The 266-nt window shown below is 65.0% G+C and carries 1 protein-coding gene; it reads left to right on the forward strand.

Annotated features, from left to right (window positions below):
• A partial coding sequence (locus ACVA6Q_RS24720) for an enolase C-terminal domain-like protein (protein WP_446649232.1) occupies positions 1-266 on the forward strand: 266 nt, incomplete at both ends.

The following is a 266-nucleotide window of genomic DNA, read 5'->3' on the forward strand; positions in this document are numbered from 1 at the left end:
GTTGAGTTCGGGCTCGACTTCCACGGCCGCGTGTCTGCGCCGATGGCCAAGGTGCTGATCAAGGAGCTGGAGCCGTATCGCCCGCTCTTTATTGAGGAGCCTGTTCTGGCCGAACAGGCTGAGACCTACGCCCGTCTGGCCGCGCAGACCCATCTGCCGATTGCCGCCGGCGAGCGCATGTTCTCGCGCTTCGACTTCAAGCGCGTGCTGGAGGCAGGCGGGGTGTCGATCCTGCAGCCAGATCTGTCGCACGCGGGCGGCATTAC

It is taken from the genome of Vibrio sp. DNB22_10_4, from assembly GCF_052879755.1.